This is a genomic window from Aeromonas sp. 2HA2 (assembly GCF_029237345.1).
GTDB lineage: Bacteria > Pseudomonadota > Gammaproteobacteria > Enterobacterales > Aeromonadaceae > Aeromonas > Aeromonas salmonicida.
In genome coordinates this window covers 57944-79259 of sequence record NZ_JAACGB010000009.1, presented here as the reverse complement: position 1 = coordinate 79259, position 21316 = coordinate 57944, and the positions used below count along the sequence as shown (strand labels likewise).

Sequence of the window (21316 nt, the reverse complement as noted above, 5' to 3'; positions counted from 1 at the left end):
GCCCCTTCTTCCCGCTGTCGAGGATCTATGCCCGCCTTCTCCTGGTTAGCCCTGTTCTTTGGCGCCTTCTACTTCGTCTATGGTGCCTATCTGCCGTTCTGGTCGCTCTGGCTGGAGGGGATCGGCGTGAGCGCCGAGATGATAGGTCTGTTGCTGGGAGCCGGGATGGCGATCCGCTTCGCTGGCAACCTGTTGGTGATGGGGCAGATCAAGGGGGCGGGGCACCTGCTGCCCATCACCCGGCTGCTCTGTCTGCTGAGTCTGCTGGCTTTCCTCGGCTTTTATCTGAGCCATAACCTCTGGTGGCTGGTGGGCCTGACCCTGGTGGCGAATTTCATCTACCCGACACTGATGCCGGTGGGGGAGGCACTGGCTACCCGCATGGTGGTGCAGGCCCATCTCGATTACGGCAAGGTGCGGCTGTGTGGCTCGTTCGCTTTCATCGTTGCATCTACTCTGGTGGGATCGCTGGTGGGGAATTTTGGCAGCGACTGGGTGCTGCATACCATGGTGGCGGGATTGCTGCTCATGCTGTTGCTCAGCTGGTTGCCGCTGTATCCGGCGCCCCGCGACATTCAGGGAGAGCGGGCGAAAGCCTCCCTGCTCGATACCCTCAAGTCCCCTTCGGTGCGCCGCTTTCTGTTGATCTCGGCCCTGCTGCAGGGCAGCCATGCCGCCTACTACGGTTTCAGTGCCATGCACTGGAAGGCAGCGGGTTACAGCGGTACCACCATAGGCTATCTGTGGGCGCTGGGGGTGGTGGCGGAGATCGGCATGTTCGCCGCCGACAAGCGCTTTCTCAACCGGTTCGGCGCCCAGAGCCTGTTTCTGGTGGGGGCGATCGGGTGCGTGGTGCGCTGGAGCCTGCTCGGCGCTTCCACCGATATGGTGGTGCTGGTGGCGGGCCAATTGCTTCATGCGGTCACCTTCTGCGTCAGTCATCTCGGCGCCGTGCGCTTCATGACCCGTCAGTTGCCGACGGAGCAGCTGATCCCCACCCAGGCACTCTACGCGGCGCTCGGTCTCGGCATGACGGTGGCCGCCCTGATGACACTCTCTGGCCTGCTGTTCGAGACTCTCGGTGGCGGCATCTTCTTCATCATGGTGCTGGTGGTGGTGCCCGTTTTCTTCCTGCGGCTGCGCCCTGGCGAGGCGGCCTCCGCCTGATCTTGGCCGACAATGTCTTGGCCGAACATGAAGGTGCCAGACAAAGTGAAGGGGAGCATGTGCTCCCCTTTTTGCATGTCTCTCGCCTCACGCTGGCTCGCTCAGATAGCGGCGGATCAGGGAATGCCAGACTTCGGCACCCAGGGTGCCCGCCAGCAAGGTGCTGGAGGCTGCATCGAAGCGACCATCCTCTTGCCAGGAGAGATGCGGCAAAAGTGCCGACAGGGTACGGTGATGGCGTTGCAGGGCCAGGTCCAGTGCCTCCCAGAAGGCGCTCCCTTTCACGTAGAAAAGGGGATAGTAGGAGAGATCTCCCGCCTTGACCGCATCACTGGCCCGATAGAGGCCTGTCTTGGCATGGGGCAGACGGTCTTCGCGCTGCACCAGCTCGTCGGCGGCCGTGGTGGTGTCCAGACGGAAGCGGTGCAGCGACTTGATGGCAAGGTACTCCGCCAGGCTCTCGGCGACCCAGGTCGGTCTGGCCCGGGTGTCGAGCATGTGCACCGCCTCGTGGGCACTGGTGCGCAGCAGACGCAGTGGGGCATCGGCGGTGGGCTGGGTGTCGCTGACCGGATAGTTGGCGACAAAAGCCCCGGCACCGGCGGCGCCTCCCAGCGAGTGGGTACTGATGTCGCGCGCCAGCCACACCAGTTGCCAGGGCTGGCGTGGGGGCGGGGCATCGAGCTGAAAGGCGAGGTAATCGATGATGGCCTCCAGCTTCTTTTGCAGGCTGGCGATATTCAGCGCCCCGGCCACCCCATCGTGATGGATCTGCAGACGTGCTCCCTGCCGAGACTGGGTTGTCGCTGGCAGGGCGAAGGGCAGGATCAGTGGCGGCTCGTCCATGCGGGGCATGGGGTGGCACCGGCCATCCGGCAGACACACCTGACCCGGTTGTGCACCCTGCTGGCGCGGGAAATTCCCCCATTCGGTGACCAGCCAGCCGCCTTGCGGAAAGTAGAGGCTCTGCTGGGCAGAGGCATCGGCCCCGGTAGCAGGCACAGGCTTGAGCGTCACCTGCCAGCTCAGCTCGCGGCACCGGATGGGCTGGCCCGGCTTGACCCTGGCGCCGCTCTCCAGACAGGTAAGAGCAGGCAACCCCTGTTGTGGTGTGCCGCGCAAGGTACGGGCAGGCAGAAGAGTGAAAGGTTGTGCCCCTTCCGGGGTGAAGCGGATCAGCAGGGTGTCGGGTTTGGCGCTGGCCATGAGCTGATAGCCTGGGCCGGGCGGGGCCTCGACGGCTGCTCCCCAGAAGGGGAGCAGCAACAGACTCTGGATGACGGGTGGAAGGGTCATGGCGTCGTTCCTGCGGGTTAGCGCGCTTGCTCATAGCCCAGCAGGTCGCCCGGCTGGCAGCCCAGCTCGCGGCAGATGGCTTCCAGGGTGGAGAAGCGGACCGCTTTGGCATGACCGTTCTTGAGGATGGAGAGGTTGGCCTCTGTGATGTCGACCCGCTGGGCCAGTTCACGGGCTGTCATCTTGCGCTCGGCCAGCAGGGCGTCGAGCCGGATTATGATGGGCATGGGATCCTCACACCGTCAGTTGTTGTTCGTCGGCCAGCTGTTTGGCCTCGCGCATCACCAGGGCCAGTGCCGAGACAATCAAGCCGGCCAGCAGCAACTGGAAGTCCGATGAGCCTATGTTGATAGTGCCGTGCAGCTCGGGGCCTGGCAGGGTGAGCACTGTGTCCAGCAGCGGGGTCGTGATGATCTTGGTGACGAAGCTGGCGCATAGCAGCAGGCCGATCAGCCGGTAGCGGCGGATCTGGCTGAAGGTGAACAGCATGGCGTGCCGATAGCCGCGAAACAGCTGGTGCAGTTGCCACAGGATCAGCATGAACACCAGATCCGGCAGCAGCATGACCAGGGTAGCCAGCAGGCGCGTGCCCAGGTCAAGCGGATAGTCGCTGAGCGAGGGGGTGGGGGCTGCCTGTTGGACGGCGGTAGCCTCCCCCATGGTCAGCGGCACGCCGTTGAGCACCTTGTCACCCTCCAGAGCCAGCGCATTGATCAGCTGATCCTGCAGGTAGTCGCTGCCGCCGAGCAGATGGGACCAGGTACCCAGCACCGTCATGATCGGGGTGGCCAGCAGGGCGAACAGCAGGATCCATTCGATCAGGCTGCTCATGCGTTCGAGCTTGTTGTATTTCATCCTATACCTCGTGATAGACGCCATGGGCCGCACAAGGCGGCATTTGCTTACTGTTTATCGATAACTCGACGCCAATGTTTATCGTTTTTCGATATTGCGTCAAGGGTTTTTTATTGAAAAACGATAAGGATTGACTGGCAAGAAGGAGATGACATTTTCCGGGCACCTCTCTAGACTGGCAGCTGCCGCGCTTAAATATTCAACATGGACAAGAGGTTACAGATGCACCAGGGATGGCTGCTGATCGGGTTGTCGCTCGCCTATCTGGGGCTGCTGTTTCTGATCGCCTATGTGGCTGACAAGAGCAAGCGCCGCCGTCTCAAGGGGCAACCCCTGCTCTACAGCCTGTCGCTGGCGGTCTACTGCACCTCCTGGACCTTCTTCGGCACCGTCGGTCAGGCCAGCGAATCCCCCTGGTCGCCGGTGCCCATCTATCTGGGTCCCATGCTGGTGTTTCTGTTCGGCTGGCGCCTGCTGGCCCGCCTCATACTGGTGGCCAAGCGCGAGCACATCACCTCCATCGCCGACTTCATCGCCGCCCGCTATGGCAAGTCCCAGCGTCTCGCCATGCTGATAAGTCTGGTTGCCATCATAGGGGTGCTGCCCTATCTGGTGTTGCAGCTCAAAGCGATCGTCACCGGGCTGGATCTGCTGATGGCCAACTCGGTGCCAGCGGGACCGACCGGCAACACGGCCGAGCTGGCACTGGGGGTCACCCTGCTGCTGGCCCTGTTCAGCATACTGTTCGGTACCCGCCACCTGGACGCCACCGAGCACCACAGAGGCATGGTGGTGGCCATCGCCTTCGAATCCGTGGTCAAGCTGCTCGCCTTCATGGCGGTGGGGGGCTTTGCACTCTGGCTTATCCTCAGCAAGCCGAGTCAGGCCCGTACTCTGGTGGCCAGCGACTTTCTCGATGCCGTGGTGGCGGTGACGCCGGGCAGCCTGCTGGAGCTTGCCATCTACACCCTGGTCGCCATGTGCGCTGTCATCTGCCTGCCACGCCAGTTTCACGTGACAGTGGTGGAGAACAACCAGGGCCAGGATCTGCACTGGGCGCGCTGGCTGTTCCCGCTCTACCTGTTCCTGATGGGACTCTTCATCTGGCCGCTGGCGCTGGCGGGCAAGCAGTGGGTGGGGGCCGGCATGGCATCCGATACCTATGTGATCAGCCTGCCCATGTCGCTCGGTTTCGACGGCATGGCGATGCTGGCGTTTCTCGGCGGTACTTCGGCGGCCACTGGCATGGTGATCGTCTCCACCATCGCCCTGGCCATCATGGTCAGCAACGATCTGGTGCTGCCTGTGCTGCTGCGCCGCTTCTGGCAGCAGGGGCGGGACGAGCGGCTGGTGCGACTGCTGCTGCAGGTACGCCGGGGCGCCATCCTGTTGATCCTGCTGGCGGCCTGGGGGCTCTACCTCTGGCTTGGGGATCTCACCAGTCTGTCGCGTATCGGCTATCTGTCGTTCGGCGCCGTGGCCCAGTTCGCGCCGGCTCTGCTGCTCGGCCTCTACTGGCGGCACGGCAACCGCAAGGGGGTCTATCTCGGCCTCGCCCTCGGGGTCAGCCTCTGGTTTGTCACCCTGCTGGCGGAGAGCGGCCTGCTGGCCGGCTCGCCGCTGGAGGCGTTGCTGGCACCGCCGGACTGGCCCGCGTTTCGCGATCTGAGTCTGGGAGCCTGGTGCATCTTCCTGAGCCTCTTGCTCAACCTGCTCGGCTATGTGGCGGGATCCCTGCTGTCGCGGGCGGCGGTGAGCGAGCGGCTGCAGGCGGCCAACTTTGTCGGCAAGCCGAGCCGGGATACGGCGGCCCTCTATCAGGCGCGGGTCTCGGTCAAGGAGCTGGAGATGCTGGCGGCCCGCTTCGTCGGTTCTAGCCGGGTCAAGCGGGCCTTCGGTCGCTTCGCCGGCGAGCGGGGCGGCACTTTGGCGCCCCAGATGCAGGCCTCGGCTGAGCTTATCGCCCATACGGAGCGGCTGCTGGCTGGGGTGTTCGGTACCTCGTCCGCCCGGCTGGTGCTGGCCTCGGCCCTGCAGGGGCGCAACATGCAGCTCGAAGAGATCGCCACCATAGTGGACGAGGCCTCCGACGTGTTTCGCTTCAACCGCGGCCTGCTGCAGGGGGCCATAGAGCACATGGGGCAGGGGATTTCCGTGGTGGACAGAGAGCTCAAGCTGGTGGCCTGGAACCGGCGCTACATAGAGCTGTTCCACTACCCGCCCGGCCTCATCCAGATGGGGCGATCCATCGAGGAGATCATCCGCTACAACGCCGAGCAGGGGTTGTGCGGCCCGGGAGATATCGAGGCCCAGGTGGCGCGGCGGGTGGCCTTCATGCAGCGTGGCAGCCCTCATATTTCGGCGCGGGAGCGACCCGATGGCCGGGTGATCGAGATGCAGGGCAACCCCATGCCGGCCGGCGGTTTCGTCATGACCTTTACCGACATCACCCCGTTTCGCGACGCCGAACGGGTGCTGCGGGAAGCCAACGAACACCTGGAGGCGCGGGTGGCCGAGCGTACCCACGAGCTGTCGGAGCTCAACCGCCAACTGCTGCTGGTGAACCAGCAGGTGGAGCGGGCCAACCACTCCAAGAGCCGCTTCCTGGCGGCGGTGAGCCACGATCTGACCCAGCCCCTCAATGCGGCCAAGCTGTTTACTTCTTCCCTGCTGGAGATGCTGCCCCCCCGGGATGAGACGGCCCGCATCGCCCGTCACATCGACGATGCGCTGGGGGCGACCGAGGATCTCATCACGGATCTGCTCGACATCTCGCGGCTCGAGGCGGGCAAGTTCAAGGCCAAAAAGCTCGATTTCGCCCTGCACGACGTGTTCGACAACCTCAAGGCGGAGTTCGGGGTGCTGGCCCAGGCGGGGGGCATTCAGTTCTCGGTGGTGGAGAGTCGGCTCGCGGTTTACAGCGACGTGCGTTTGCTGCGACGAGTGTTGCAAAACTTCCTCACCAATGCGTTTCGCTACAACCCGGGCGGCCGTGTGCTGCTCGGTTGTCGCCGTCTGGGGGACAAGGTGCGCATCGAGGTGTGGGACAACGGTCCCGGCATACCGCTCGACAAGCAGGAGGCGATTTTCGACGAGTTTTCCCGCCTCGATCACTCCCGCACCGCCAAGGAGCAGGGGTTGGGTCTGGGGCTCGCCATCGCCCGCGGCATCGCCCTGGTGCTGGGCCACAACCTGACCCTGCGCAGCTGGCCGGGGGCGGGATCCGTGTTTGCCATCACCCTCAATCTGGCGACCCGCCCTGTCGCAACGACGCAAGTGGCGGCACCCGCCCTGCGGGATAGCCAACTGGAAGGGGTTCGGGTGCTTTGCATCGACAACGAGGGCGATATTCTCATCGCCATGCACTCCCTGCTGGGGCGTTGGGGCTGCGAGGTGGTGTGTGCCCAGAGCCAGGCTCAGGCGGAGGATCTCATCGCCGGCGGTTTCCTGCCGCAGCTGGTGCTCTCCGATTACCACCTGGATGACGGCAAGACAGGGTTGCAGGCCCTGCACATGCTGCGCCTCGCCCATGGCAACGACATTGGCGGCATCATCATCAGTGCGGATCGCAAGAGCGAGTTGCAGGCGCAGATCCGTGAACACGGCTACGGCTACATCAGCAAACCGGTCAAACCGCTCAAGTTGCGTGCGCTGATGAACAGCATATTGCGGCCTGCCAAACTTGATGATGATCACGAAACAAGTAATTCGTCTGATTTTTAATCTCAGCCCCGAGACGTCAAGATCGGCGCTTTCTTACACAACAAAGCGTCTTTTCTTCTCGTTTGGGGCTATTTTCCGATAAAAAGTGGCTTATTAATAACCTGCCAGGGGTTTGCCCTTCCTCGTTTAACTCCTTATATTCAACCGGCGATTATTTTTTGTCGCAAATCAAGTTGTGCAAAAGGCAAACCGGACGAAAGTCCGGGACGCAAAGCTTCCGGTCTAAGGGTCAGCAGTACCTAAGATAGCGGGGCCACCACAGGTTGTTTCGTCCATGGGCCAAGCCATGGCGCGATGTTGTCTGCGTTACCTGTCTGGTTGGCGTTGCCTTTTTCGTTGTTAATTCCAAGAACGAAATAAGGATATTCAACTATGTTAAGTCCAAAACCCTCAGTACTGGCGTTGTTGGTCGGGGGTCTGTGTGCCTCCTCCGCCTTCGCTGCCGCCCCCGGCAAACCCACCATCGGATGGGGCGAAACCAAGTTCGCCATCGTCGAAGTCGATCAAGCCGCCACCTCCTACAACAAACTGGTCAAGGTACATGCCGATGGCGCGCCGGTCAGCGTGAGCTGGAACCTCTGGTCCGGTGACGTTGGCCAGACGGCCAAGGTGCTGCTCGATGGCCAGGAGGTGTGGTCCGGCGCCGCGTCAGCCTCCGGCACCGCCAACTTCAAGGTGACCAAGGGGGGCCGCTACCAGATGCAGGTGGCCCTGTGCAATGCCGATGGTTGCACCCTCTCCGACAAGAAAGAAATTCTGGTGGCCGACACCGATGGCAGCCATCTGGTGCCGCTCAAGGCACCGTTGCAGGAGAACAACAAACCTTACGCCAACAAATCCGGCAAGGTGGTGGGGGCCTACTATGTGGAGTGGGGCGTCTATGGCCGCAAGTTCACCGTGGACAAGGTCCCGGCCCAGAACCTGACTCACATTCTTTACGGCTTTACCCCCATCTGTGGCGGCAATGGCATCAACGACAGTCTCAAGTCCATCTCCGGCAGTTTCGAGGCGCTGCAACGCTCCTGCGCCGGGCGGGAGGACTTCAAGGTCTCCATCCACGATCCCTGGGCTGCCATCCAGATGGGGCAGGGCAATCTCACCGCCTATGACGAGCCCTACAAGGGCAACTTCGGCAACCTGATGGCGCTCAAACAGGCCTATCCTGACCTGAAGATTCTCCCCTCCATCGGCGGCTGGACCCTCTCCGACCCCTTCTTCTTCTTTGGTGACAAGACCAAGCGCGACACCTTCGTCGCCTCGGTGAAAGAGTACCTGCAAACCTGGAAATTCTTCGACGGGGTGGACATCGACTGGGAGTTCCCGGGTGGCCAGGGAGCCAACCCGGATCTTGGCAATGCCTCCGATGGCGAGACCTATGTGCTCTTGATGAAGGAGCTGCGCGCCATGCTCGACGAGCTGAGTGCAGAGACGGGCCGCACCTACGAGCTCACCTCCGCCATCAGCGCCGGCGATGACAAGATTGCCAAGGTGGATTACCGCGCCGCCCAGCAATACATGAATCACATCTTCCTGATGAGCTACGACTTCAACGGCGCCTGGACCAACACCGAGCTGGGTCACCAGACCGCCTTGTATGACGCTAGCTGGGATCCCGATACCCGCTACACCACGGACAAGGGGGTGAAGGCACTGCTGGGTCAGGGCGTCGAACCGGGCAAAGTAGTGGTTGGCGCGGCCATGTATGGCCGTGGCTGGACCGGCGTCAGCGGTTATCAGGGCAACAATCCCTTCACCGGCACCGCCACCGGCCCCATAGCGGGCACCGAAGCGGAAGGGATCTGGGAGAAGGGGGTCATCGACTACCGTGGCATCGCCAAGGGCAAGATGGCCGGTGACTGGCAGTACAGCTATGACGAAGTGGCCGAGGCACCCTATGTGTTCAAGGCATCCACCGGTGAGCTCATCACCTTCGATGACGACCGTTCGGTCAAGGCCAAGGGACAGTATGTGCTGGCCAACCAGCTCGGCGGCCTGTTTGCCTGGGAAATCGACGCCGACAACGGCGACATTCTCAACGCCATGCACGAGGGGCTGGGCCACGGCGATAGCACACCGCCGGTCAACAAGCCGCCGGTTGCCAACGCTGGCAATGATCTTGCCGTGACGGGCCCGGCAGAGCTGGTGCTGGACGGTTCCTCCTCCCGCGATCCGGAAGGGGCCGTGCTGAACTACAGCTGGACTCAGGTATCGGGTCCCAAGGCGACTCTGAGCGATGCCAACCAGGCCAAGGCCAAGGTGAGCGTCGATGCGGTCAGCCAGGACGTGAATCTGGTGTTCGAACTGACGGTGACCGACGACCACAACCTCAGTGCCAAGGATCAGGTAGTGGTGACCAACAAGGCGCCGCAACCCAATCTGCCACCTGTGGTGACGGTGCAGGACAAGGTCTCGGTAGAGGCAGGCAAGCAGGTGAGCATCACTGCCAACGCCACCGATCCCAACGGTGACACCCTCAGCTATCAGTGGAGCGTGCCGGCAGGCCTGACCGCCAGTGGTCAGAACAGCAGCACTTTGGTGGTTACCGGTCCCAGCGTGACCGAGGCGACCGGCTACGACCTCACTGTCACAGTGACCGACGGCGTGCTGGATGCCCAGGGCAAGACCCGTCTCACCGTGACCCCGGTCAGCGGGGGAGGCGAGTGTGGGGCTACCGATCCGGATGCGGCCAACTGGCCGGCCTGGAAAGCCGCGACTACCTACAACGGTGGCGAGAAGGTGAGCCACAACCAGCTGGTGTGGCAGGCCAAGTACTGGACCCAGGGCAATGAGCCGAGTCGCAACGCCGATCAGTGGAAGCTGACAAGCCTGGTGCAGCTGGGCTGGGATGCCGGTGTGGCCTACAACGCAGGTGACCTGACCACCCACAACGGCCATCAGTGGAAGGCCCAGTACTGGACCCGTGGCAATGAGCCCGGCCAGCACGACGTCTGGCAAGACCTGGGCGCTGCCACCTGTAATTAACCTTTCTGTCAACTAGCCTTTCTGTGAACCAACCGGGGCATGCTTGGCATGCCCCTTCTTTTTCCCACCACAACAGCGAGCGTCATGATGACCATACACACTACCCGTATTGCCAGCCTGATCACCGCAGTGCTGGCAAGCGGTTCTCTGCTGGCCGCCACTCAGGCAGTCCCTGCCCTGGTATTCGACGGCACAACCCCACAGAATGACTTGCAAGGATCCTTGGCGGCCAGGGTGCAGTTTGCCCAGAGCCAGATCCTGCCGGCCCATCCTCGTGAGGGGGACAATCAGCCCCGTCTCACCGCCCTGCGCAAGAGCCTGTTGCTGGTCAGACCGATGCAAGCCGACAGCACAGCTCCCATGGTGGTGATGGCCTATGATGGGACGGGTAAGTTGCTCGGCTCAATGGGACTCAACCCACCCTCTAAACTACCCAAAACCGCTTACTACCTGGAGGGTTCCCCCGAAGAGGGGGTCGATTTCACCCCGGGCCCCGGCACCACAGGCGTCATCAACAGCAGCAGCGAACTGGCAAAGCTGGGTGATCCGGCCGGCGCCTTCCTGCTGAGCAAGTTGCGAGTCCATGCGCTTGTGTCCATCCAGACCGCAGACGGGCGCTGGGTGCGCAACGTTTATTTGCCGACGGATGCGGCGCTGGAAGGCAAGATGGTGCGCCTCGCTTCCAATGCCGGCTACGACTCGACTGTCACTTTCAGTGGTCGTCAGGTGACACTCTCCCGCGGTCAGAGCCAGCAATTCAAATTTGTGCGCGGTCAGTGGATCCGTGACGGTGAGCTGGAAAATAACGGCATCACCTACGCCAGCGATGCCTGGAGCGGGGTACTGCCCTCCAAGTGGATAGTACCTGGACTCAGCTTGTGGTTCAGTCATAACCAGCTCCACGGCGAGCTGACGGGCCTCAAGGTGGGGGCACCGGGGGAGCTGCTGATCCACACCATCGACATCGGCATGCTGACCACACCGCGCAACCAGTTTGCCTTTGCCAAGGATCCCGAAGCGCATCGGGAGTACTTCCAGACCATACCTGCCAGCCGTCTCATCGTGAGTCAATATGCCCCCCTGTCGCTGCCCGAGGTGATGCTGCCGGATGGCACCCTGCTCACCGACTTTGATCCGAGCGAAGGGGGCTGGCACGACGGCACCATGCGCCAGCGCATCGGCAAGGAGCTCATCTCCCACGGCATCGACAATGCCAACTACGGCATCAACAGCACAGCGGGTGAAGGGGAGAGCAGCCACCCCTATGTAGTGGCCCAGCTGGCTGCCCACAACAGTCGCGGCAAGTACGCCAACGGGGTGAAGGTACATGGCGGCTCCGGCGGGGGCGGCATAGTCACGCTCGACGATTCTCTTGGCAACGAGTTCAGCCACGAGGTGGGTCACAACTACGGCCTTGGTCACTATGTGGGGGGCTTTGCCGGCTCTGTGCATCGCAGCGCCGACCAGAACAATGCCACCTGGGGCTGGGATGGCGACAAGAACCGCTTCATTCCCAACTTCTTCGCAACCCGCAGCGGCCAGAGCACCTGTCTGGATGGCCAGTGTCAGGCGCCCTTCCACAGCCGCACCTTTGGTCTCGATGCGATGGCTGGCGGTGCGCCGCTCTCCGGTTTCAACCGTTTTACGCTCTACACCCCCAACTCGGCGGCCATCATCCAGCGCTTCCTCGAGAGCAAGGCGGTGTTTGATGCCAGTTCCGCCACGGGTTTCAGCAAGTGGAACGAGAGCCGCGCCAAAATGGAGCCCTACCGTCACAAGGTCGACCTTTCCGAGCAGATCACGGCACCCGTGAGTGATCTGGGGGAAGTGAAACTGGCCGCCCTGCTGGCCGAGTACGATCTGGTCAAGGTGACCATGTGGGATGGCAACTGGACCCGCAACATCCAGCTGCCGTTGGCCTCGGCGGTCAATCGTGGCCGCATCGTCACTGTCGATCACGACGCTGGCTACAACAGTACCCTCTTCATCAACGGTCAGCAGATCACCGTCTCCCGTGGCTTCAAGAAGAGTTACACCTCGGACGGTGCACGCTGGAACGAGGGGCCGCTGGCGGACCTGGCGGTGGAGCGCAAACCTGACGCCTTCGGGGGGCCGGTGACGACCCTGGTCGGTTACTACGATCCGCAGAGGCAGCTGCCCGGTTACCTCTATCCGGCCTTGCACGGTGCTTATGGTTTTACCTATGGCGATGACAGCGAGCGGCTCGGGACGGGGGATTGCCAATTGCAGGTGGAGACCCGTGATGGGCTGTTGCGTTTCAGATTGGCCAACCACCGCCTGAGCGCCAGCGTGATGAACAAGTTCCATGTCAACGTGCCCACTGCCAGCGAGCCGCGCAGCGCCAGCGTGCTGTGCCGCAATCAGGTGCAGAGTGACGCTCTGCTCACGCCGGCACCGGCCGGTCTCGGCTACACGGTCAACGGCATGCCGTTGACACGCTGAGACGCATTTTCCTCGCGCAATGCGAGGTACCACAGGCGGGGGCCAAGCCCCGCCTTTTATCTAGCAAGAGGTAAGGATGATGATGAGAAAGTCCTCTGTGGCCAGCCTGCTGGCCGGACTCTGTCTGAGCGGTCAGCTGTGGGCCGCCGCCCTGTATGACATCAATCAGGGTTACAGTGGCGGCAGCCAGGTCAGTTTCAACGGCAAGATCTATGAAGCCAAGTGGTACGCCAATCCGGGCCAGAGCCCGGGGGTACAAGGGGCCAATGAATGGGACTCTCCGTGGGCCCTGATGGGTGACGGCGAGGCGACCCCGCCCGATGACGGCGCTGGCATCACGCCTCCGGTGGAGGGGGGCAGCGGTGCCACCGAAGGCACGCCCGTCTACCTGAGCCAGAGCGAGCTGGATGCCAAGGAGAAAGCGCTCACCGACTTCCCGGCCATGGCGGCAGTCAAGGCCTCCATCGCGACCCGCGACAATGCCGTGGTCGAGGCGGTGGCCCCCGGGTTGCCGCTCAACCCTGCCAACGTCAAGCGGGTCGAGGGGGTGATCAGCGAGTCCCAGTTCAACTTCCTGTTCCCGCTGCGGGCCCCGGAATACACCTATCGCGGTTTTTTGCAGGCGGTGGCCAAGTTCCCGGCTTTTTGCGGTGATTACAGCGACGGTCGCAATGCCGAGGCCATCTGCCGCAAGTCGCTGGCCACCATGTTTGCCCACTTCGCTCAGGAGACCGGCGGTCACGAGAGTTGGCGACCCGAGCCCGAGTGGCGCCAGGGCCTGGTCTGGGTGCGGGAGATGGGCTGGACCGAGCAGATGCGCGGCGGCTACAACGCTGAGTGTCGGCCGGATGTGTGGCAGGGTCAGCAGTGGCCATGCGGCAAGTTCGAGAACGGCGAGTTCAAGAGCTACTTCGGTCGTGGCGCCAAGCAGCTCTCTTACAACTACAACTACGGCCCCTTCTCCGAGGCCATGTTCGGCACAGTGCGTACCCTGCTGGACAACCCGGAAAAAGTGGCGGACACCTGGCTCAACCTGGCCAGTGCCGTCTTCTTCTTCGTCTATCCGCAGCCGCCCAAGCCCTCCATGCTGCACGTGATCGACGGCACCTGGCAGCCCAATGACCACGACAGGCAGAATGGTCTGGTGCCGGGCTTCGGGGTGACCACCCAGATCATCAACGGCGGCGTGGAGTGCGGTGGCACGGCCGAACACGCCCAGTCCCAGAACCGCATCACCTACTACCAGGCCCAGGCCCAGTATCTGGGGGTGCCTGTGCCGGCAGACGAGGTGCTTGGTTGCAAGAATATGAAGTACTTTGACGAGGCGGGCGCCGGTGCCCTGCCCATCTATTGGGAGAATGACTGGAGCTATGTGCCGGGCAATCCCAATGGCGGCAAGAGCTACGCCTGCAAGCTGGTGGGTTACCAGACCCGCTTTAGCGCGTTCAAGGCGCGGGACTACAGCCAGTGCGTGCAGCACTTCTTCCCCGAGGTGGTGATCGAGGACAACGGCGGTGGCACCAACCTGCCACCGGTGGCCAATATCAGCGGCCCGAGCGAGGCGCTGGGCGGTGCGACAGTGCTGCTCTCCGGCCAGGGTTCGAGCGATCCGGAAGGCAAGCCGCTCAGCTACGCCTGGACCCTGCCCGCCGGGGCCAGCGCCTCGGATCTGACCCAGTCCACCCTGAGCACCGCCCTGCCTGCCACGCCGGTCAGCGACACCCGCTACGGTTTCGTGCTCAAGGTAACCGACGAGCAGGGGCTCAGTCGCAGTGCGACCCACGAGATCCTGATCAAGGGCAGTGGCGGTACTACGCCGCCGGATGGCAACCCCCCTTACAAGGCAGGGACGGCCTACAAGGCGGGGGACAAGGTAAGCAATCTGGGAGGTAACTACCAGTGCAAGCCCCACCCCTATACCGGCTGGTGTGCTGGCGCGGCCTGGGCCTATGAGCCTGGCAAGGGCACGGCCTGGGGGGATGCCTGGATCAAGCTGTGACGTCTGTATTCGTTCAATAATAAAAAAGGCCCGTCAGGGCCTTTTTTCATGGGAATGAGCGCAATCAGAGCGGCTTTTGCCACAGGCTCAACAGCAGATCCTGCTCCAGTTCATCCGGTCCCTGCTGGGTAAAGGCGTGACGCTGCTCCGCGCTGGCCCGCCAGCCGAGTCGGCTGGTTTCCAGAATGAAGCTGCGCAGGCTCTGATCCATGGTCATGGTGAACTGGCAACGCTCCTGACCCACGGGGTTGAGGCCGCCGAGGGCTGGCCAGCTGAGGGGGTGCTCCATGCTGACAGGGTTGAGGCTGACTCTCAGCTGCCACTGGTGGCGCGGGCCTGGCTGCAGGTAAAGCAGGTAACCACCCGGTGCCAGCCAGCTGACCAGCAGCTCTGTCTTGACCTTGAGATCATTGACCAGCAGCACCTGGGCCGTGCCCGGTTGCAGCGGGGCACGAGCCGGATCGGCGATGATGAACTGAGCTTCAGGCTGTACCTTGTTGGCGGCGAAGATGGCGTTTTTGGCCAGATCGAATCCGCCAAATTGCCATTCGGGCAGGCGTTCGGCCAGGGCACGGCAGTAGTAACCTTCGCCGCAGCCGAGGTGGATCAGTTCATGGGCACCGAGGGGGGCGAGCAAGGCCGCCATGGCGTCTACCAGCGGCGCCTGATGGCCCTGTTCCAGGAAGTGGCGCTTGGCGCGCATCAGGGCGCGGCTGTCGCTGTCCTTGGGATTCTTCTTGCCGGGAATGAGATCCAGATACCCTTCCGGGGCCGGATCGAAATGGTGCTTGTTGTCGCAATAGACCCCGCGGGATGCTTCGTGAAGATGCAGGGGGCTGCGGCAAACGGGACATTGAAGATGCATACACACTCGCTTGATTGAGGCTGGGGAAGGGCGTTCGCGATTATAGGGGAGACGATCAGAAAAGGCTGCCGTGGCAGCCTTTTTTATCCAACGGCTCTGTGCTGAGCCGTCAGGGAACCCTGTCAGCGGGTACCAAACACCACTATGGTCTTGCCGTGGGCGGAGATCAGCTCCTGCTCTTCGAGCATCTTGAGGATCCGGCCAACGGTTTCACGGGAGCAGCCGACAATCTGGCCAATCTCCTGACGGGTGATCTTGATCTGCATGCCATCCGGGTGGGTCATGGCGTCCGGCTGTTTGGCCAGATTGAGCAGGGTCTGGGCGATCCGGCCTGTCACGTCCAGGAAGGCCAGGTTGCCGACTTTCTGACTGGTGTGCTGCAGTCGGGTCGCCATCTGGCCGGAGAGACGCATCAGTATGTCCGGGTTGACCTGGATCAGCTGACGGAACTTCTTGTAAGAGATCTCGGCTACTTCACAGGAGCCCTTGGCGCGCACCCAGGCGGAACGCTCTGGATTCTCGCTCTCCTCGAACATGCCCATCTCGCCCAGGAAGTCGCCCTGGTTCAGATAGGAGAGGATCATCTCCTTGCCTTCATCGTCCTTGATCAAGACGGCCACAGTGCCCTTGACGATGTAGTAGAGGGTCTCCGCTTTCTCACCCGCATGGATCAGGGTGCTCTTGGCGGGATACTTATGAATGTGGCAGTGCGACAAGAACCATTCCAGGGTGGGATCGCTTTGCGGTTTGCCAATGACCATGAGAATTCCTCTGTAGTGTCTTTTTATGGACTCGTGCGTCCGGGCAAGCTGCCAACCTTGCCATTCCTTGTATTAGTCGCAGTAGGATAAGAGCCTTTGTCTGTGCTGACAAGGCTTTGAGGGCTTTTGCCAGATCCCCTTGATGCCTGCTGTGCTATCTGCGCCATTTTAGGGAACTTGGGGGCATCAGATGTTGATTTTGATCTAGTTAGCACCGAAGTTCGCGAAAATGGCTCACATATGCCGATTGGGCGCCGTCTGGGGTATGCTATGTCAGTCAGATATGTCGTCATTAAGAGGAAATGTGAGATGAAAGCCAAGGTCAGCTGGGTGGAAGGCATGAAGTTTGTCGGCGAGAGTGAGTCCGGTCATCAGGTGACCCTGGACGGCGCCAACCCCGGCGAAGGTGCCAGCCCGATGGAGATGATCCTGCTGGCGGTGGGTGGCTGCAGCTCGATCGACGTTGTCTCCATTTTGGAGAAGGCACGTCAATCCGTGACCGCCTGCCATGTGGAACTGGAAGGGCAGCGTGTGGAGTCGGTGCCGCGGGTGTTCGAGAAGATCCACCTCAACTTTGTGGTCACCGGCAAGGGGCTGGCCGAGAAGCAGGTGGCCCGTGCGGTGGACCTGTCGATGGAAAAGTATTGTTCCGTCTCCCTGATGTTGGAAAAAGCGGTAGAAATTACCCATAGTTATCAAATTCTTGAAGCCTGATAGCTGTGATTTGTCCCGTCGATAACGCCATGACATAAGGAAAGTGCAATGAAAAACTTGATAGTGTTACTTCCCCTGCTGGGGCTGGCGGCCTGCAGCATGCCCCAGCCGACCCAGTACCAGTACAGCCAGTACCAGTGTGGGGAAGAGTTGTTGGCCATTACCTATGATGCTCAGGCCGACATGGTGCAGTTCCCGTACGCCGGTGTGTATCACAAGCTGGGCCGGGTAGAAGCGGAGTCTGGCGCCAAGTATTCCGATGGTGTCACCACCTTCTGGAATCAGGAGAAACAGGCCATCCTCAGTCAGAAAGATGTGACCCTGCTGACCTGTCAGCGCAAGTAATCGTCATGGTGTGATCACAACGGCCTGCTCTCGCAGGCCGTTTTGTTTCAAGGGGAAAAGACCCGTGCTAGCGGGCGGGCAGGGAGTCCAGCATCTGGCCGGCCAGTTGCTGGCTCAGCTGGCGGCGTGATTCGTCGGGGATGGCGACGTCACTGGCGAGCTGGATGGCACTGCTCCACACCGCCTGCTGGGTACGCCGGTCGAGCAGGACTATGGCCAGGGTGCCCTTGCGTGCCCCCACTTTGGCTTGCAGCCCCGGGGTCATGCCGAGGCGGGCGAAGATCTCGCCATCGCTCAAGTCCTTGCTGCCAGCGACACCGATGGCGACCCAGAGATCCGCTTCATCGAGGGGCACGCTCTGCCAGCCCTTGCTGCCCAGCTCCTGATTGACCGCCTGCTGAACCGGCACCAGCCAGCCCTCGGCACTCTCACCCGCATACTGGAACTGCTCGGCCAGCGCGTAGCGCGGCGTCGCACCAAACGGCCAGCTCGCAGCCGGTCGCACCACCATGGTGCCCGACTCCAGGGTCGGAGCGGCCGGGCCGCTGCTGCAACCGCCCAGCAGGGCGGCCAATACCACAGAGATAAACGCTAACCGCATCATAAGCTCCTTGGCTTAAGTGATCTTGCCAGTTTCGAGCAGTTGCTGGATCAGCGGGCGCAGGATCAGCTCCATCGCGAAGCCCATCTTGCCACCCGGAACCACGATAGTGTTCATCCGTGAGATGAAGGAGCCATCGATCATCGACAACAGGTAAGGGAAGTCCACCTGCTTGATGCCACGAAACCGGATCACCAGCATACTCTCGTCCAGACTCGGGATCACCTTGGCACTGAAGGGGTTGGAGGTATCCACGGTCGGCACCCGCTGGAAGTTGATATGGGTGCGGGAAAACTGCGGAGTGATGAAGTTGATGTAGTCATCCATGGAGCGGACTATGGAGTCGGTGACCGCCTCGCGCGAATGCCCCCGCTCCGAGGTATCGCGGATGAGTTTCTGGATCCACTCCAGGTTGACGATGGGCACCACGCCGATGAGAAAGTCCACGTGACGCGCCACATTGTGGTCATCTGTGACCACGCCGCCGTGCAGCCCCTCGTAAAACAGCAGATCGGTCTCGCTCGGCAGATTTTGCCAGGGGGTGAAGGTACCCGGCATCTGATTGAAAGGGACCGCCTCGTCGAAGCTGTGCAGATAGCGCCGATACTGGCCGCTGCCGTTCTGGCCGTACTCCTGGAAGAAGGACTCCAGCAGCGCGAAGTCGTTGGCCTCGGGGCCGAAATAGCTGATGTGGCGCCCCTGCTCGCGCGCCTTGCGGATCGCCACGTCCATTTCCGGTCGGGTGTAGCGATGAAAACTGTCCCCTTCCACCACGGCCGCTTTGTAACCAAGCTGATGAAACATGGAGCGAAAGGCGTTGGTGGAGGTGGAGGTGCCGGCACCGGACGAACCGGTGACTGCAATGATGGGATGCTTGGCCGACATAGAATTCTCTCTTCCTTGGGAGTTCCGTTATAAAGGCATGTTCCGAGTGCGGTCAAGTACGCCGCTTGTCAGTACCGCCGCCCGACTGGTTCACTGGCGTGACACTTGTTCCCTGACGCGCAGCGACGAAGGGGAGATGAGCCGGGTGAGCAGAGGGATCCGCATCATAAGAAAAGGGCTGACGAAGCAGCCCTTGCACGGTGAGGATAGCGAGCCAAACCGTGATGAGTTAATGGGCGTTGCGCTTCCTGCCCACCGGTTTTATCCCTACCAGCACGGCCCCCAGCAGGATGAAGATCACTCCCACCGCCTTGCCCGGCTCCAGCGGTTCGGCAAAGCTCGGTATGGTGACCGCCAGCAGGTAGACCAGCGCATAGCTGGTGCTGAGCAGGGGGTAGGCGATATTGAGCGGGGTGAAGTGCAGCGCCGCCAACCAGCAGAGCAGCGACAGGGCATAGCAGCCCACTCCGGCTGTGATGACCAGCAGCGGCACCGGGTGAGCCAGCATGATATCGAGGCTGGCCTGCCAGGCTGGCAACTGCATGACTCCCCATTTCATGGCGAGCTGGGCGAGGGTCACCAGCAGTATGCTGCCCAGCACATAGAGATAGCCCTTGATCGCCGGCCTCCCCGTCACCGTAGGTGCTTTGCCAGCCCCGGTATTGTCACCTCTCATAGCAAGCCTCCCAGCAAGAGGGCGCCAATGATGATGGCGCCGGCCCCCAGCCAGTTGTGGTAGCTGATCTGCTCGTGAAAGAACAGCCGCGAGCCAATCAGCACCAGCACCAGGTTGATGCTGAGCATGGGGTAGGCCATGCTCAGCGGCAGCCGTTGCAGCAGGTAGATCCAGAGCAGCATACCGCTGCCGAGGGCCGCCACGCTGGCGATGAGCCAGGGCGACAGCAGCTTCTGCCAGTGGCTGCAGGGTTGACGCTGCCAGCTGATGACAGCCTGCTTTTGCAGCATCTGGCCGCCGCAGGTCAGCAGGCACACCAGCAGCAGCAGCAGTATGTCCATCATTGGGCCCCGTGATAGATCAGCAGGGTCAGCCGATGACTCACTATCGTCTCGTCGGCGGGGGGCACGGGGCCCGTGTTGCCGTCCCGATCCGTCTTCATCAACAGGGCCACCTGACCTTTTTTACGCGCCTCTGCCAGCAAAGCAGGGAAGTCGGCGCGTGCCACGTAGCGCCCCTCGGCATCCGGGTAGCCGAGACCGTAATGCACCTCGCCCTTGCTGTCGAATAGCGTTATTTCGCTGCGCCGGGTTTCCCAGGCGAGGGAGGACGCCAGCCCCACATCGTTGGCCAGCAGGGTGCTGGACTGCATCAGCACGGCCTGGTTGGCCTCGATGAAGCGCTCCGGCAGCTTGGAGTCGATCAGGGATTGCGGCAGCGCCCAGGGCAGACCCACCGCCAGCACCATAGGGCAGAGCGCGCTCAGGGTCCAGCGGCGGCTGACATCCTTCAACTGGATGAAACCGAGCAGGGCCCAGCCGGCGAAGATGACCATGGCCACCGCCAGCGCCCCATGATCCTCTTCGCCGTAGACGGCGTGGCTGGGGGAGAAGGCCAGCACGGCGAGCACCGCCAGGCAAATGAGGCCGAACAGGCCGTTCAGCCAGGCGTTGACCCTGAAAGCTCGCTCTTTACCTTCCTTGAGCAGGTCGACGGCGCTGGCGGCCAGCAGCATGGCCAAGGGAGCAAAGCAGGGCAGGATATAGGTGAGCAGCTTGCCCTTGGCAACGCTGAAGAAGAGGAACGGCAAGATGACCCAGGCCAGCAGATAGAGGGTCTCAGGACTTATTTTGCGATCCTGCCAGCCCTTGCGCAGTGCGCCGGGCAGCAGGCCCAGCCAGGGCAGGGTGCCGAGCAGCCCCATGGGTAGGTAGTACCAGAAAGGCGCCTTGTGCTGGGCGTTATCCGCCGCGAAGCGCTGTATGTGTTCGACCCAGAAGAAGTAGTGCCAGTAGTCGGGCTCGCGCAGGTGCACGGCGATGGCCCAGGGGGCGGTCAGCAGGACCGCGCTCAGGATGGCCAGCGGCCCGAAGCGCACCAGCTCGAGCAGGCGGCGCTGATAGAGGACGTAGGGCACTATGACGATGACGGGCACCGCCAGGGCGATGAAGCCCTTGGTGAGAAAGCCCATGCCGCAGGCCAGGCCGAACAGCAGATAGCCGCCGATCCGGCTGCGCAGCGATCCCTCCTTGCGGATGATGTAGAAGCTGACCATGGCCGCGTTGAGCCAGAGGGTGACCATGGCATCGAGCACGCTGTAGGTACCTATGCCGTAGACGATCAACAGCGACAGATAGATGAGGCTGGCCAGGAAGGCCTTGCGCCGGCACTGCCAAAGCTGCAGCGCGAACCAGAAGATCAGCAGGGCGCTCAGGCCTGTGGCGGCGGCCGAGGCGAAGCGCACGGCGAAGTTGGTGTCACCGAACAGCTGCTGGCTGATGCTGTTGAACCAGTAGCCGGCGATGGGCTTCTCGAAGTAGCGCAAGCCCAGGAAGTGGGGCACGACCCAATCCCCCGTGCTCACCATCTCCCGGCTTATCTCGGCGTAACGGTTCTCGTCGGGGCTCCAAAGCGGCCGCTGGTCGAGGGGCAGCAGGTAAAACAAGAGAAAGAACAGGGGCAGGGCCCACTTGGTCAACTTCAT

17 protein-coding genes and 1 riboswitch are annotated in these 21316 nt (G+C 62.1%); of the genes, 7 read left to right on the top strand and 10 right to left on the bottom strand.

Annotated features, from left to right (window positions below):
* Positions 1 to 27: 27 nt before the first annotated feature.
* Positions 28 to 1167: a 3-phenylpropionate MFS transporter gene (locus GWQ29_RS13240; RefSeq protein ID WP_275919610.1), complete on the top strand. Its 1140-nt coding sequence runs from the start codon at positions 28 to 30 to the stop codon at positions 1165 to 1167.
* 87 nt (positions 1168 to 1254) lie between these two features.
* Here the strand turns inward: GWQ29_RS13240 and GWQ29_RS13235 are convergent, their stop codons facing one another.
* Genes GWQ29_RS13235 through GWQ29_RS13225 form a run of 3 tightly spaced genes read right to left on the bottom strand, consistent with a single transcriptional unit; the run spans position 1255 to position 3318 of the window.
* Positions 1255 to 2463 carry a hypothetical protein gene (locus GWQ29_RS13235; protein ID WP_275919609.1) on the bottom strand — a complete coding sequence of 403 codons (1209 nt, stop codon included), beginning with the start codon at positions 2461 to 2463 and terminating at the stop codon, positions 1255 to 1257.
* A 17-nt stretch (positions 2464 to 2480) separates the two neighbouring features.
* Entirely contained in the window at positions 2481 to 2690 is a 210-nt protein-coding gene (locus tag GWQ29_RS13230; protein WP_042035054.1) for a helix-turn-helix transcriptional regulator, read from the bottom strand.
* Positions 2691 to 2697: 7 nt separating this feature from the next.
* A complete protein-coding gene (locus tag GWQ29_RS13225) occupies positions 2698 to 3318 on the bottom strand; it encodes a DUF2975 domain-containing protein (RefSeq protein WP_265453129.1) in 621 nt (206 codons plus the stop codon).
* A gap of 222 nt (positions 3319 to 3540) precedes the next feature.
* Between GWQ29_RS13225 and GWQ29_RS13220 the strand changes: the two genes are divergently transcribed.
* The 4 genes from GWQ29_RS13220 (at position 3541) to GWQ29_RS13205 (ending at position 14485) form a co-directional block, all read left to right on the top strand.
* Positions 3541 to 7041, top strand: a complete 3501-nt coding sequence (locus GWQ29_RS13220) for a PAS domain-containing hybrid sensor histidine kinase/response regulator (RefSeq protein ID WP_275919608.1) — start codon at positions 3541 to 3543, stop codon at positions 7039 to 7041.
* Positions 7042 to 7214: 173 nt separating this feature from the next.
* Positions 7215 to 7302: riboswitch (cyclic di-GMP riboswitch) on the top strand.
* A gap of 111 nt (positions 7303 to 7413) precedes the next feature.
* Positions 7414 to 10023: a glycosyl hydrolase family 18 protein gene (locus GWQ29_RS13215; RefSeq protein ID WP_275919607.1), complete on the top strand. Its 2610-nt coding sequence runs from the start codon at positions 7414 to 7416 to the stop codon at positions 10021 to 10023.
* Positions 10024 to 10110: 87 nt separating this feature from the next.
* The gene (locus tag GWQ29_RS13210; RefSeq protein ID WP_275919606.1) at positions 10111 to 12486 is read left to right on the top strand and encodes a M66 family metalloprotease; all 2376 of its coding nucleotides are present in this window, start codon (positions 10111 to 10113) and stop codon (positions 12484 to 12486) included.
* Between the two features lie 82 nt (positions 12487 to 12568).
* Entirely contained in the window at positions 12569 to 14485 is a 1917-nt protein-coding gene (locus GWQ29_RS13205; protein ID WP_275919605.1) for a glycoside hydrolase family 19 protein, read from the top strand.
* Positions 14486 to 14549: 64 nt separating this feature from the next.
* On the opposite strand, the gene GWQ29_RS13200 is transcribed toward GWQ29_RS13205, so the two are convergent.
* Together GWQ29_RS13200 and crp are read right to left on the bottom strand one after the other, a co-directional pair.
* Positions 14550 to 15350, bottom strand: coding sequence for a putative RNA methyltransferase (locus GWQ29_RS13200; protein ID WP_021138331.1), 801 nt, complete (start codon positions 15348 to 15350; stop codon positions 14550 to 14552).
* 122 nt (positions 15351 to 15472) lie between these two features.
* A complete protein-coding gene (gene crp, locus GWQ29_RS13195; RefSeq protein ID WP_005311762.1) occupies positions 15473 to 16111 on the bottom strand; it encodes a cAMP-activated global transcriptional regulator CRP in 639 nt (212 codons plus the stop codon).
* Positions 16112 to 16420: 309 nt separating this feature from the next.
* Here crp and GWQ29_RS13190 point away from each other — a divergent pair, with 309 nt between their 5' ends.
* Together GWQ29_RS13190 and GWQ29_RS13185 are read left to right on the top strand one after the other, a co-directional pair.
* A complete protein-coding gene (locus GWQ29_RS13190) occupies positions 16421 to 16825 on the top strand; it encodes an OsmC family protein (protein ID WP_005311765.1) in 405 nt (134 codons plus the stop codon).
* A gap of 48 nt (positions 16826 to 16873) precedes the next feature.
* The gene (locus GWQ29_RS13185) at positions 16874 to 17170 is read left to right on the top strand and encodes an MliC family protein (RefSeq protein WP_021138330.1); all 297 of its coding nucleotides are present in this window, start codon (positions 16874 to 16876) and stop codon (positions 17168 to 17170) included.
* 67 nt (positions 17171 to 17237) lie between these two features.
* On the opposite strand, the gene GWQ29_RS13180 is transcribed toward GWQ29_RS13185, so the two are convergent.
* The 5 genes from GWQ29_RS13180 to arnT all read right to left on the bottom strand — a co-directional run bounded on the left by GWQ29_RS13180 (position 17238) and on the right by arnT (position 21316).
* Positions 17238 to 17771, bottom strand: a complete 534-nt coding sequence (locus GWQ29_RS13180; RefSeq protein ID WP_021138329.1) for a DUF4136 domain-containing protein — start codon at positions 17769 to 17771, stop codon at positions 17238 to 17240.
* Positions 17772 to 17786: 15 nt separating this feature from the next.
* Positions 17787 to 18656, bottom strand: coding sequence for a phosphoribulokinase (locus tag GWQ29_RS13175; protein WP_005311770.1), 870 nt, complete (start codon positions 18654 to 18656; stop codon positions 17787 to 17789).
* 229 nt (positions 18657 to 18885) lie between these two features.
* Complete coding sequence (gene arnF / locus GWQ29_RS13170) at positions 18886 to 19332, bottom strand: 4-amino-4-deoxy-L-arabinose-phosphoundecaprenol flippase subunit ArnF (RefSeq protein WP_275909427.1); 447 nt, start codon at positions 19330 to 19332, stop codon at positions 18886 to 18888.
* Complete coding sequence (locus tag GWQ29_RS13165) at positions 19329 to 19673, bottom strand: EamA family transporter (protein ID WP_275909474.1); 345 nt, start codon at positions 19671 to 19673, stop codon at positions 19329 to 19331. The genes arnF and GWQ29_RS13165 overlap by 4 nt, the downstream gene beginning before the upstream one ends.
* Entirely contained in the window at positions 19673 to 21316 is a 1644-nt protein-coding gene (arnT, locus tag GWQ29_RS13160) for a lipid IV(A) 4-amino-4-deoxy-L-arabinosyltransferase (RefSeq protein ID WP_275919604.1), read from the bottom strand. Before arnT ends, GWQ29_RS13165 begins: the two co-directional genes overlap by 1 nt.

Excerpts from the sequence above, each read along its gene's own strand:
- GWQ29_RS13230 (WP_042035054.1), bottom strand. The coding sequence starts at position 2,690 with ATGCCCATCATAATCCGGCTCGACGCCCTGCTGGCCGAGCGCAAGATG.
- GWQ29_RS13190 (WP_005311765.1), top strand. The coding sequence starts at position 16,421 with ATGAAAGCCAAGGTCAGCTGGGTGGAAGGCATGAAGTTTGTCGGCGAG.
- GWQ29_RS13210 (WP_275919606.1), top strand. The coding sequence starts at position 10,111 with ATGACCATACACACTACCCGTATTGCCAGCCTGATCACCGCAGTGCTG.
- GWQ29_RS13180 (WP_021138329.1), bottom strand. The coding sequence starts at position 17,771 with ATGCGGTTAGCGTTTATCTCTGTGGTATTGGCCGCCCTGCTGGGCGGT.
- GWQ29_RS13240 (WP_275919610.1), top strand. The coding sequence starts at position 28 with ATGCCCGCCTTCTCCTGGTTAGCCCTGTTCTTTGGCGCCTTCTACTTC.
- GWQ29_RS13215 (WP_275919607.1), top strand. The coding sequence starts at position 7,414 with ATGTTAAGTCCAAAACCCTCAGTACTGGCGTTGTTGGTCGGGGGTCTG.
- GWQ29_RS13165 (WP_275909474.1), bottom strand. The coding sequence starts at position 19,673 with ATGGACATACTGCTGCTGCTGCTGGTGTGCCTGCTGACCTGCGGCGGC.
- GWQ29_RS13225 (WP_265453129.1), bottom strand. The coding sequence starts at position 3,318 with ATGAAATACAACAAGCTCGAACGCATGAGCAGCCTGATCGAATGGATC.
- GWQ29_RS13175 (WP_005311770.1), bottom strand. The coding sequence starts at position 18,656 with ATGTCGGCCAAGCATCCCATCATTGCAGTCACCGGTTCGTCCGGTGCC.
- GWQ29_RS13185 (WP_021138330.1), top strand. The coding sequence starts at position 16,874 with ATGAAAAACTTGATAGTGTTACTTCCCCTGCTGGGGCTGGCGGCCTGC.
- arnF (WP_275909427.1), bottom strand. The coding sequence starts at position 19,332 with ATGAGAGGTGACAATACCGGGGCTGGCAAAGCACCTACGGTGACGGGG.
- arnT (WP_275919604.1), bottom strand. The coding sequence starts at position 21,316 with ATGAAGTTGACCAAGTGGGCCCTGCCCCTGTTCTTTCTCTTGTTTTAC.
- GWQ29_RS13200 (WP_021138331.1), bottom strand. The coding sequence starts at position 15,350 with ATGCATCTTCAATGTCCCGTTTGCCGCAGCCCCCTGCATCTTCACGAA.
- crp (WP_005311762.1), bottom strand. The coding sequence starts at position 16,111 with ATGGTCATTGGCAAACCGCAAAGCGATCCCACCCTGGAATGGTTCTTG.
- GWQ29_RS13220 (WP_275919608.1), top strand. The coding sequence starts at position 3,541 with ATGCACCAGGGATGGCTGCTGATCGGGTTGTCGCTCGCCTATCTGGGG.
- GWQ29_RS13205 (WP_275919605.1), top strand. The coding sequence starts at position 12,569 with ATGAGAAAGTCCTCTGTGGCCAGCCTGCTGGCCGGACTCTGTCTGAGC.
- GWQ29_RS13235 (WP_275919609.1), bottom strand. The coding sequence starts at position 2,463 with ATGACCCTTCCACCCGTCATCCAGAGTCTGTTGCTGCTCCCCTTCTGG.